The organism is Aeromicrobium sp. (assembly GCF_036676885.1).
In the GTDB taxonomy this organism is placed as follows: domain Bacteria; phylum Actinomycetota; class Actinomycetes; order Propionibacteriales; family Nocardioidaceae; genus Aeromicrobium.
Window position 1 is genome coordinate 1 of sequence record NZ_JAKFCB010000076.1, and the last position, 11,283, is coordinate 11,283.

Below are 11,283 nucleotides of genomic sequence, written 5' to 3' on the forward strand. Positions count from 1 at the left end.
TCTTCTCGATGGGGGTCTCGGCGTTGCGGACTTCCAGACGCAGCATCTTGCGTCCCTCAGGAGCGATAGTCACCGTGCCAGCCTACGCCCGTGCCCCAGCCGTCACGCCGAGGACCGGCACGCTGGGATGTTCGTCATGCTCGAGGTCGGCTGAGGGCTCGTACGGCTGCCAGTCGAGCAGCTCGCGCAGGTGCGGGGCCACCGCCTCCGCGGCTTCCGAGACGCCGATGGGTCGCCCGAGCTCAGAGGCCAGGCTTGTCACTCCGGCGTCAGCGATGCCGCACGGCACGAAGCGGTCGTAGAAGCCCAGGTCGACGTCCGCGTTGAGCGAGAAGCCGTGCATCGTGACCCCGCGCGACACCCGGATGCCGATCGCGCCGACCTTGCGCTCGATGCGTCCCTGACCGGCGGCGAGCCACACGCCGGAACGGCCCTGGACGCGTCCGGTCGTGACGCCGAGGTCGGCGCACGCGCGGATCATGGCTTCCTCGACCCGGCGGACGTAGTCGACGACGAGGACGTGGGACGGCAGCTTCGTGATGGGGTAGCCGACGAGCTGGCCGGGCCCGTGGAACGTGATCTTGCCGCCCCGGTCGACGTCGACCACAGGCGTGCCGTCGAGCGGACGCTCGTGCGGCTCGGTGCGGCGCCCGGCGGTGTAGACCGGCGGGTGCTCGAGGAACAGCGCGGTGTCGGTGATCTCGTCGGCGACGCGCTGGGCGTGCAGCTCGCGTTGGAGCTCCCACGCGTCGACGTAGTCGATCGCGCGTTCGCCGTACCACTCGTCCAGGATCTGCAGCGTCACGTCCTCCAGACTAGCCGCCCTGTGGATGGCGCTGAGCGCGCCGGTGCCGTCGGCGGCACAGTGTCCGCATGGACTGGTTGTGGGTGCTGATCGCTGCCGTGCGAGCAGTCTCTCCTGCGCCCGAGGACCAGTGGGCCACGACGCTGACCGAGCTGGACCAGATCCGTGCCGAGGCATTCGCGACGACGGAGACGGGCCTGCTCGACCGCGTGTACGTCCGGGGGAGCCGCGCCTTGGCGGCGGATGCCGGGACGATCGCGGACTACGAGGCGCGCGGTGGCCGGGTCGTCGGCGCCGAGCTTCGGGTCATCTCCTGCCGGGTGCTGGCTGCGTCGTCCTCGCGCGCCCGGCTGGACGTCGTCGACCGGCTGGGGCCGGCGCGGATCGTGTGGGCCGACGGTTCTGCCACGGAGCTGCCACGCGACGAGCCCTCGCGCCGGGTGATCACCCTCGTACGTACGACAGACGGCTGGCGCATCGCGGGGGTCAGGCTCAGGTGACCCAGAACCAGGTGCCGGCCGCGCCGGCCAGGGCCAGCGCCGCGAGATACGCGAGCACGAGCCGGGTGTCGCGAAGCACGCAGCGCGAACGCTCGAGGCCGCCGCGCCACGCCTTCCAGTAGCCGGCGAACCCCAGCGCGGCGAACCCGAGCAGGGCGACAGGCCCCAGCAGCCAGCCCAGCAGGGCGATCGTCGCGAACACGCACAGCCGCAGCGGATCGTACGTCGTGGTCTCGGGCTCGGTTGTGTGGGTCATGGCAGCGTCTCCAGGAGGTTGGGCCGGCCCGTGGCGGTCGACAGCCGGGTGCGTGACAGCGGCGCCCACGCCTGCACGGCACAGAACGGCGCGCACTGATGGGCGGACGTCTCGGCGTTGACGGTCGCGACGTGCACGCAGCACTGCATGAGTCGCTCCTCGATCATCGTCGACATGTCCATGAACGGCTTGACCGTGACGCGCACGACCCGCTCGCCGAGCATCTTGCGCAGTCGCCTCTTCTGCCCGGGCAGCGCCGAGGAGGCCAGCGTCGTGAGGGTGCCGATGCCGAGGTCGCAGTTGTCGCAGATGTCCTTCCAGATGTTGCCGATGTCGGGATGCGACAGCGAGGACTGCTCGCTGAGCAGGTCGAGCAGCGAGTCCTTGACGACCCGCTTCATGGTCGCCGGGATCGAGTCGTCGGCGATCCGGTTGGCGAGCATCTCGGGGTCGAGGTCGAGCCACTGCTTGAGCTTGTCGTGGCCGATCAACGACGTGAGCGACCGCCACGTGCCGGAGTCGTCGCGCAGCAGGTAGCCGACCGAGCAGCAGTGCGGATGCGAGCAGGGGAGTGCCGTGAGGTCCCGCCAGGTGACCTGTCCGGCGGTCTGCTCGTCGAGCCGGGCCAGGACACCCGTGTGGGTCAGCCGGTTCATGGGATCGATCCCGGCGGACCGTCCCGAGCCGAACACCGGCTGGATCGTGACACCACCGACGTACGGGGTGTCGAGCCCACGCTTGACGACGTAGCCGATCTCGTCGTCGTTGACCCCGAGCGCCGCGGTCATGGTGAGCGTCGTGAAGATCCCGGCAGCGGAGAGGCGGTCGAGCGCGCGGTCCTTGAACCTCCGGATGTCCGCGCCGCGGTGGTGCGTCGACGCCTCGGCCGACTCGCCGTCGAACTGCAGGTAGACCTCGACGCGCTCGCGGTGCCGCGTCAGCAGGGCGAGCAGCTCGTCGTCCTGGGCGATGCGCAGGCCGTTGGTGTTGACGAGCACCCGGACGATCGGCCGCACGGCCACGGCGTCGAGCAGCTCGGCGAGCTGCGGGTAGAGCGTCGGCTCCCCGCCCGACAGCATCAGCACGTCGATGCGGCCGTTCTCGCGCGACAGCCGGGTGTCGATCGACGCGAGGACCTGGTCCAGCGGCGCGACCGACGACATCGCCGGCGCCGACTCGGCGAAGCACGTGGGACACCGCAGGTTGCAGTGGTCGGTGATGTCGGCCAGCAGGATGCAGGTGTGCTGGGTCTGCATCTCGGGCAGGCCGTCGGCGTACGCGGAGGGCACCGGCTGGAAGTTGCCGGCCACGTCCGGCTCGTGCACCTTGGTGGGGGCGGTCCACTCCTCGAGGTACGAGAGGATCTCCGGCGACTCGTCATACAGCGTCGTCACGAGACCGTGGTCAGGACACCCGCGCTCGAGCCATACACGATCGTCACGGACCGCGAGCCAGCCGGACAGGCGACGGACCTCGGCGAGCGGCCGGTCCGGACGCTCGTCGTGGCACCGGGGGCAGAAGGCGTTGACGTAGCGGTGGACGCGGTGGTCGCGCAGCGGCATGCCGGTGCTCACAACGACCCGTTCAGGCTCGCGATGATGGCGACGCAGGAGCCGCCGACGACGATCAGGGCCACCGCCCAGCCGATCAGGATGCCCAGGCCCCAGGGCCGGGACCCCGTGCTGAACAGCAGCCCGATTCCGACGATCGGCACGAGGACGAGGCTCGCGAAGAACCCGACGAAACCGTTGTCGAAGCCTGAGGCGATGGCGAGGCCGAGCAAGGGCACCAGGATGGCGGCGATGCCGCCGACCACGACTCCGCCGAAGATCTCCCAGCCGCGGCCTCGAGGAGGTTGGGAGCCCGGAGGTGGATAGTGGCCCCACGGCGGCGGTCCGGTCGGTGGCTGGGTCATCGTGCCTCCACTGGCTCGAGTCGGTAGACGCCCCTTCGTGCCTGCACGACGACGCGCGCAAGCACGAGGGGCACGGTGAGGAGCAGGAACAGCTGGGGCCGGGTCAGGCCCTGCCAGGCGACGTCGTTGCCGCGCGTGAACTCGACCAGGAACCGGAAGGCCCCGTAGCCGAGCAGGTAGAACGTCAGCGTCTCGCCCGGCGACACCAGGCGATGCCGCAGCCAGAACCAGATCACGACGAAAGCCGCCGCCTGGAACGCGATCTCGTACGCGAACGAGGGATGCAGGGGTACGCCGGCGGGTGCGCCGAGTCGGGCGGCGTCCTCGGCGTCGAGCCGGATGCCGTACGAGGTGCCGGTCGGCGTTCCGGGGAGCTCGGTGAAGAAGCAGCCCAGCCGGCCGATCGCCATGCCCAGAGCCACAGCCGGTGCGAAGAGATCGCCCGTACGAGCCCGGTAGCCCACCAGCCGCTTGGCGACGTGGACCCCGAGCCAGGCGCCGAACAGCCCGCCCAGGATGCTGCGGTTGCCGTAGAGCCACTGCTCGGGGAGTGAAGCGTTGTCGCGCAGGTCGAGGTGCTGGAACCACGGCCCGAGGCGCATGAAGATCGCACCGCCGACCAGCGCACCCAGCACGACGTACCAGATCCGGTCGTCGGTCTGGCCGCGTCGCCGTGCCTCGACGACGAAGACCGCCGCGGCCGCGAACACGCCGAGAGCCACGAACAGGCTGTGCGTCGGGATCGGCACCCCGAGCACGTCGATCGTCGGCAGCACGGAGTCAGCATGTCAGCGCCGGACGGCATCCGTACACCGATTCCACGGGGTGTCGGGTGCGAAGTTGATCAGTTGTCGCCGGTCGTCCCGTCGATCAGCTCACGCACGATGTCGAGGTGACCCAGGTGCCGGGCGTACTCCTGCATGACGTGGAACAGGATCGCGATGAGGGTCGGCGTCGGCTCGCCGTCGGGGAACCGGCCGCCGGATGCGGCGTGGTCGAGGAGGTCGTGGGTCGAGACGATCTCGGACGTACGTCTGCCGCCCTCGGCCAGGGCGGTGAGCAGGTCGTCGAGCGTACGGTCGGTCGACCAGCGCCCCGATGCGATGCCGTCCACGTTGTCGCCCCAGGGATCGACGACCTGCTCGCCGAGGAACCCCCACACGAACCACCGGCGCTCCATGTGGACCAGGTGGGAGATCATCTGGAGCGGCGTCCAGCCGGACGGCAGCAGGCTCTCCCGCAGCGTGCGATCGTCGAGCCCGACGACCTTGCGCCGTGCTGCGTCGCGGAAGAAGTCGAGGTAGGCGATGAACGCCTGCGCCGGGTCGGACGTCGCGGTGTGCGGCGACGGCTGTGACGGCGTGGCGCTCATCGCAGCGCGGCCTCGAGGGCCGACCGGAGATCGGGCTCGGAGAACGTGAAGCCTGCGTCGGCCAGCGCCGCGGGGGAGACCCGCATCGATCCCAGCAGGTCGTCGGCCATGCTGGCCAGCGCGGCCCTGATGGCGAATCGCGGAGCAACGAGGAATGTCGGCCGGTGCACGACGTCGCCGAGGGTGTCCGTGAACTCGGCGTTGGTGACGGGGACCGGTGCGCTGAAGTTGAACGGGCCGCTGAGATCGGGCGACTCGATGAGGAACTCGGCGGCGCGTACCCAGTCGTTGAGCGAGATGTAGGACATGTACTGACGTCCGTGGCCCAGCCGGGCGCCGAGGCCGAGCCTCCAGAACGGCAGCATGAACCGGAGCAGGCCCTCGTCTGCCTTGAGGGCCAGGGTCGTACGGGTGAAGCAGACCCGCGCTCCGGCCTCGATCGCCGGAGTCGCCGCCGCCTCCCACGCCTGGACGACGCTGGGGAGGAAACCCGAATCAGCGGCGCCGGTGCGCTCGGTGAGCACCTCGTCGCCGCAGTCGATGCCGTAGTAGGACATGCCCGAGGCCGAGATCAGCGCCGGAGGGTTGGCGGAGGCGGCCACTGCCCTGGCCAGCGTGCCGGTGGCCGAGGTGCGGGACTCCAGGATCAGCTTGCGCCGCTTCGCGGTGCGCGGCCAATGCGCCACCGACGCGCCCGAGAGGTTGACCACGGCGTCGGCACGGTCGATCACGATCTGGTCGATGCGACCCGTGTGGGGGTCCCAGAGCGACGCGTCGTCGGCGGGGTCAGCGGTGCGGACCAGTCGGGTGACCTGGTGACCGCGCTGGCGCAGGTGCTGCGTCAGCGCGATCCCGAGGAAACCAGAGGCGCCACCGATGACGACCTGCACGGGTCAGGACCCGAGCTCAGCCTCGAACGACGCGCCTTCGAGCCGCTGCTTGACGGCCGTGAGGTAGCGGCCGGCGTCAGCGCCATCGATGATCCGGTGGTCGTACGTCAGCGCCAGGTACGCCATGCTGCGCACCGAGATGCTGTCGCTGCCCTGGGAGTCAGTGACCACGACGGGACGCTTGACGACAGCACCGACACCGAGGATGGCGACCTGCGGCTGGTTGATGATCGGCGTGTCGAACAGAGCACCGTTGCTGCCGAGGTTGGTGATCGTGAACGTCGCACCGGACAGCTCGTCGGGCGTGATCTTGTTGGTGCGGGTGCGCTCGGCTGCATCTGCGATCTTGCGTGCCAGGCCGGCGATCGAGAGGTCGCCGGCGTCCCGGATCGTCGGGACGAGCAGACCGCGCTCGCTGTCGACCGCGATCCCCAGGTGCTCACCGTCGGGGTAGGTGACGGTGCCTTCCTCGAGGTTCAGGGCCGAGTTGAGCTGCGGGTAGGACTTGAGAGCCTCGATGGCTGCCTTCGCGAAGAAGGGCAGGTAGGTCAGCTTGACGCCCTCGCGCTCGAGGAAGGCGGCCTTGTGACGCGCGCGAAGCCGCGCGACCTCGGTGACGTCGACCTCGTGGACCTGGGTCAGCTGGGCCGACACCTGGAGCGACTGGACCATGCGCTCGGCGATGACCTTGCGCAGGCGGGTCACCTTCTCGGTCTTGCCGCGCAGCGGCGACGGCTCTGCTGCCGCGGCCGGGGCCGCAGCGGGTGCGCCGGCGGCCGGTGCTTCCGGAGCGGCGGCGGGCTTCTCGGCCGCGTCGAGCACGTCCTGCTTGCGGATGCGTCCGCCGACGCCGGTGCCGGTCACGCTCGTGAGGTCGACGTCGTGCTGCTTGGCGAGCTTGCGGACGATCGGCGTGACGTAGGTGTCGCCGCTCGCGCTCGGCGATGCTGCCGGCACCGGAGCGGGCTCGGGCGCAGGCACGGGTGCCGTCGCCGGAGCCGGAGCGGGCGCCTCGGCAGGCGGCGACGCCTCGGCCGGGTTGGCCTGCGACGCGGGGTCAGCAGCGTCGGGAGCCGACGCAGCCGCGGGCTCAGGAGCCGGCGGTGCCTGGGGCGCCGGCGCGGCCGGTGGTGCCGGCGGTGCCGCGGCCTCGGGCGCCGGGGCGGCCGGTGCCTCGGCAGCAGGCGCTGCGTCGGCCGAGCCGATGATCGCGAGCTCGGCGCCGACCTCGACGGTCTCGTCCTCGGCGACCTTGATCTCGAGGAGCTTGCCGGCGACCGGCGACGGGATCTCGGTGTCGACCTTGTCGGTGGAGATCTCGAGCAGCGGCTCGTCGACGGCGACGTCGTCGCCGACCTGCTTGAGCCACTGGGTCACGGTGCCCTCGGTGACGCTCTCGCCGAGGGCGGGGAGGGTCACCGCGGTGCCGCCGCCCGAAGTGGGCGTGGTCTCGGCCTGCGGCGCAGGGGCGTTCTCAGCTGCGGCCTGCTGGGCGTCGGCGCTGCCGGCGGGGGCGGGGGACCGCTCCTGCGAGGCGCTCTCGGCGACGGGCTGCTCGGCCGGGGCCTCGGGTGCAGCAGGCGCCTCAGCGGCGGGTGCTGCTGCAGCAGGTGCGTCAGCCGGGGGTGCCTCGGCAGCAGGTGCCTCGGCAGCAGGTGCCTCAGCGGCCGGTGCCTCAGCGGCCGGTGCGGCGTCGCCGCCGGCACTCTCGCCCTCCTCGCCGATGACCGCGAGCACGGCGCCGACCTCGACGGTGTCGTCCTCGTTGGCCTTGATCTCGAGCAGCACGCCCGCGACTGGTGAGGGGATCTCGGTGTCGACCTTGTCGGTGGAGATCTCGAGCAGCGGCTCATCGACCGCGACTGAGTCGCCGACCTGCTTGAGCCATTGGGTGACTGTGCCCTCGGTGACGCTTTCGCCGAGAGCGGGAAGGGTGACAGACGTAGCCATGATGTCCTCTGGTTCTCCGGGTCAGGCGTGTGAGTGGAGCGGTTTGCCGGCGAGCGCGAGTGCGGCCTCGCCAAGTGCTTCGTTCTGCGTGGGGTGGGCGTGGATGAACTGCGCCACGTCCTCGGGGTAAGCCTCCCAGTTGACCATCAGGGAGGCCTCGCCGACCTGCTCGCCGTAGCGGGCACCGATCATGTGGACCCCCACGATGGGGCCGTCCTTCTCGCGTACGAGCTTGACGCTGCCGGCCGTGCCGAGGATCTGCGACTTGCCGTTGCCGCCCAGGTTGTAGTCCTGGATCTCGACCTTGTCGTCGCCGTACTTCTCGCGGGCCTGGGGCTCGGTGAGTCCGACCGAGGCGACCTCGGGGTCGCAGTAGGTCACGCGGGGGATGCCCGAGTCGATGACCGGCTGCGGGTTGAGCCCCGCGATCTCCTCGGCGACGAAGATGCCGTGCGCGAAGCCGCGGTGCGCGAGCTGCAGGCCGGGGACGAGGTCGCCGACCGCGAAGACGCCGTCGACGTTGGTCGCGAGACGCTCGTTGGTGGGCACCCAGCCACGGTCGACCGTGATGCCGGCTTCTTCGTAGCCCATGCCGGCGGAGTTGGGTCCGCGGCCGACCGCGACGAGGACCAGGTCGGTCTCGATCGTCGTGCCGTCCTCGAGGGACACCGTCACGCCGGACTCGGTCTGCTCGACGCTGCTGAACTTGACGCCGGTCTTGAAGTTGATCTTGCGCTTGCGGAACGCGCGCTCGAGCTGCTTGGACAGCGACGGGTCCTCGAGCGGGATCAGCGTCGGCAGGCCCTCGATGATCGTGACGTCGGCGCCGAACGACTTCCATACGGACGCGAACTCGACGCCGATGACGCTGCCGCCGATGATGACGACCCTCTCGGGGACCTCGCTCATCGTGAGCGCCTCGGAGCTCGTGATGACCCGGCCGCCGATGTCGAGACCCAGCGTGCGGGAGACCGAGCCGGTCGCCAGCACGACGTTGGTGCCGACGTAGCGCTCGCCGTTGACCTCGACCGTGTTCTTGTCGACGAGCTTGCCCTCGCCCTCGACGACCGTGATGCCGCCGGACTTGATGAGCCCCTGCAGGCCCTTGTAGAGGCGGTCGACCACGCCGTCCTTGTAGGTGTTGACCGCCGGCATGTCGATGCCCTCGAACGTGGCCTTGACGCCGAAGTTCTCGCTCTCGCGGCTGGCATCTGCCACCTCCGCGGAGTGGAGCAGCGCCTTGGTCGGGATGCAGCCCGTATGCAGGCAGGTCCCGCCCAGCTTGGCCTTCTCGACCAGCGCGACGGTCTTGCCGAGCTGGACCGCGCGCAGCGCGCAGGCGTAACCGCCACTGCCGCCGCCGAGAATCACGATGTCGAAGTTGTTGCCGGCGACGTCCGCCACGGTGTCCTCCCAAGGATGTCGTTCGTCATCATCTTGTCACTTGCGGCAACGACGCTGCCACCGGGGTTGATCAGGGTATGCCGCACGATCGGGCACACTTGTGCCATGGGAATCTTCCGGCGTAAGGCGAGGACGGATGGCGGCGCCGTGGTCTCAGACCGCAACGCGAGCCGTGCGGACCTCGACGCGTTGCGCGCCTTCGTCGAGTCACGCAAGGGCGTCGAGGCATACGTCGAGCCCAAGACGTCGGTCACCCAGACGACACTCCTCCTGGTGGCGTCCGACGGTGAGTCGATCCGTCGCCGCGTCGCGTCGGCCCAGGCCGCGTACGAGTTCGCACGCAAGAAGCTCAACGTCCCGGTCTACGACGCCAACCTGGTCGGCATCCCGTCGCGCAAGCGCGACTACGACCTCCGCAAGGCCAAGGGTGCGCCGACGCCCCCGTCGAGCCCGGGCACGCCGCAGCCGGCGAAGCAGACCCCCAAGGAGCTCGCCGCGATCATGACGCTCGAGTCGATCGCCGGGGTCGACCCGTTGCCGACCAACCCGTCGTTCGACGAGCTGATGCGGGTCTACCGCAAGGCCCGCAAGCAGGCGCACCCCGACCGGCTCGGCGGTGAGCGCACCAAGTGGGACAGCGTGGAGGACGCCGCAAGGGCGCTCGGACTGCCCGACTGACGTGCCAGACTGACCGTCATGGCAGAGCGTTTCGACACCGTCGACGAGTACATCGCGTCGTTCCCGGCCGAGGTGCAGGCCATCCTCGAGGACGTACGGGCGACCATCAAGGCCGCCGTGCCGGGGTCGGGTGAGACGATCCGCTACCAGATGCCGTGCGTCATGCTGGGGGACCGCTACCTGGTGCACTACGCAGGGTGGTCGAAGCACATCGGCCTCTACCCCGTCCCGGTCGCGGGCGCGGACCTCGAGCCCGCGATCGCGCCGCTGCGGTCCGACAAGGACACCGTCAAGCTCATGTACGACCGGCCGGTGCCGCACGACCTGCTGCGCAGGATCGCGCAGTTCATCGCCGCGCAGCACGCCTGAGCGGCCGGGACATGGCGCTAGTGCCAGCCGGCCTCGTCGACGCCGCCGGGGATCGTCGCTTCGGGATCGTAGGGGGTGCGGGTGAAGACGAATGACGCGATCACCAGACGCATCGCGCGGCCGGACGCATCGCGATCGACGGTCAACGGCTCACCGGTGTAGTAGCCGTCGAGACCGGTCCACCCGTCGCCCTCGGGCCTGAACCGCGCGCCGCGGCCCTCGCCCGGAGTGCCGAGCCGGAGCTGGCCGTCGGGGGCCAGCGTGAGCCTGAACTCGTACGTCCCCCAGAACCACGGGCCGACCAGGTCGAGGGTCGCCGCCTGCGAGGAGTCGGCGGTCCAGGACTTCGGCGGGGTCGGCTCCTTCTCGACGAACAGGTCGAGCAGCTCGGAGGTGACCGGGCCGAGGCCGCTCGTGGCGTTGGTCATCACGACGACGCCGTCGCCACTCTCGATGTCGACGCGGAGGGTTGCGAGGAAGCCCGGCATCGAGCCGCCGTGACCGGCGAACAGCCGGCCGTCGACGTTCCACGTCTGCCAGCCCAGGCCGTGCGCGCCGGTCCAGGCCGCGCCGACGAGATGGTTGACCGCGATGGGGCGCAGCATCTCCTTGAGGGTGTCCGCGGCGAGGACGTCTCCCGTGCGCCCGCCGAGGAACGCCGCCCAGCGGGCGAGGTCGTCAACCGTCGACCAGAGCTGTCCCGCGGGTGCCAGAGCGCCGGCGTCGTGCTCGGGCTCGGCGTGGACGAGGTCGGCCAGCGGGTGCACCGCGAGGCCGGGCGCCGCGGGCGGTGCCGGCCTGGTCGTCGTACGCGTCATGCCGAGCGGTTCGAGCAGGCCCGCCCGCACGGCGTCCTGCCACGGCTGGTCCCGCAGCCGGGCGATGAGCTCGCCGAGCACTGCGTAGCCGACGTTGGAGTAGTGGAAGCCGGTGCCGGGCGTCGACCGCAGCCGGGGGTTCGCGGCCATCAGGGCGGCCCACGAATCGCCCTCCGTGCGCTCCCACCACTCGCCGTCGGTCTCCGCCTGCAGGCCGGAGGTGTGCGTCAACAGCTGCGCGATCGTGACCTGCGGGAACGGCACCTCGGGGAGGTGCGTGCCGATCGTGTCGCCGATGTCGAGTCGTCCCTCGTCCCGCAACCGCA

13 protein-coding genes are annotated in these 11,283 nt (G+C 70.5%); 3 read left to right on the plus strand and 10 right to left on the minus strand.

Translation table 11 applies throughout. The annotated features are described in order from the left end of the window. Positions 1-82: 82 nt before the first annotated feature. Positions 83-805, minus strand: coding sequence for a lipoyl(octanoyl) transferase LipB (gene lipB, locus V6M46_RS04010; protein ID WP_332662478.1), 723 nt, complete (start codon positions 803-805; stop codon positions 83-85). Between the two features lie 68 nt (positions 806-873). Between lipB and V6M46_RS04015 the strand changes: the two genes are divergently transcribed. Further along, entirely contained in the window at positions 874-1,305 is a 432-nt protein-coding gene (locus V6M46_RS04015) for a hypothetical protein (RefSeq protein WP_332662479.1), read from the plus strand. Here the strand turns inward: V6M46_RS04015 and V6M46_RS04020 are convergent. From V6M46_RS04020 to lpdA, 8 genes are all read right to left on the minus strand, one after another. Next, the gene (locus tag V6M46_RS04020) at positions 1,298-1,561 is read right to left on the minus strand and encodes a hypothetical protein (RefSeq protein WP_332662480.1); all 264 of its coding nucleotides are present in this window, start codon (positions 1,559-1,561) and stop codon (positions 1,298-1,300) included. The two genes, V6M46_RS04015 and V6M46_RS04020, sit on opposite strands and share 8 nt — an antisense overlap. Continuing rightward, a complete protein-coding gene (locus V6M46_RS04025) occupies positions 1,558-3,135 on the minus strand; it encodes a radical SAM protein (protein WP_332662481.1) in 1,578 nt (525 codons plus the stop codon). Before V6M46_RS04025 ends, V6M46_RS04020 begins: the two co-directional genes overlap by 4 nt. Beyond that, on the minus strand, positions 3,132-3,476 hold the full coding sequence (locus V6M46_RS04030; protein ID WP_332662482.1) for a hypothetical protein: 345 nt from the start codon (positions 3,474-3,476) through the stop codon (positions 3,132-3,134). Before V6M46_RS04030 ends, V6M46_RS04025 begins: the two co-directional genes overlap by 4 nt. Further along, entirely contained in the window at positions 3,473-4,252 is a 780-nt protein-coding gene (locus tag V6M46_RS04035; RefSeq protein WP_332662483.1) for a prolipoprotein diacylglyceryl transferase, read from the minus strand. The genes V6M46_RS04030 and V6M46_RS04035 overlap by 4 nt, the downstream gene beginning before the upstream one ends. A gap of 68 nt (positions 4,253-4,320) precedes the next feature. After that, entirely contained in the window at positions 4,321-4,848 is a 528-nt protein-coding gene (locus V6M46_RS04040) for a DinB family protein (protein WP_332662484.1), read from the minus strand. Further along, complete coding sequence (locus tag V6M46_RS04045; RefSeq protein WP_332662485.1) at positions 4,845-5,738, minus strand: TIGR01777 family oxidoreductase; 894 nt, start codon at positions 5,736-5,738, stop codon at positions 4,845-4,847. Before V6M46_RS04045 ends, V6M46_RS04040 begins: the two co-directional genes overlap by 4 nt. A 3-nt stretch (positions 5,739-5,741) precedes the next feature. Further along, entirely contained in the window at positions 5,742-7,688 is a 1,947-nt protein-coding gene (sucB, locus tag V6M46_RS04050; RefSeq protein ID WP_332662486.1) for a 2-oxoglutarate dehydrogenase, E2 component, dihydrolipoamide succinyltransferase, read from the minus strand. Between the two features lie 21 nt (positions 7,689-7,709). Further along, positions 7,710-9,092 (minus strand): dihydrolipoyl dehydrogenase, encoded by a 1,383-nt coding sequence (gene lpdA, locus V6M46_RS04055; RefSeq protein ID WP_332662487.1) that lies wholly within the window; start codon positions 9,090-9,092, stop codon positions 7,710-7,712. Positions 9,093-9,239: 147 nt separating this feature from the next. On the opposite strand from lpdA, the gene V6M46_RS04060 reads away from it, so the two are divergent. Continuing rightward, positions 9,240-9,770: a hypothetical protein gene (locus tag V6M46_RS04060; RefSeq protein ID WP_332662488.1), complete on the plus strand. Its 531-nt coding sequence runs from the start codon at positions 9,240-9,242 to the stop codon at positions 9,768-9,770. A gap of 18 nt (positions 9,771-9,788) precedes the next feature. Next, positions 9,789-10,139 carry an iron chaperone gene (locus V6M46_RS04065; RefSeq protein WP_332662489.1) on the plus strand — a complete coding sequence of 117 codons (351 nt, stop codon included), beginning with the start codon at positions 9,789-9,791 and terminating at the stop codon, positions 10,137-10,139. Positions 10,140-10,156: 17 nt separating this feature from the next. Here the strand turns inward: V6M46_RS04065 and V6M46_RS04070 are convergent. After that, positions 10,157-11,283 (minus strand): serine hydrolase domain-containing protein (locus V6M46_RS04070; RefSeq protein ID WP_332662490.1); only part of this gene is annotated, 1,127 nt, incomplete at its 5' end.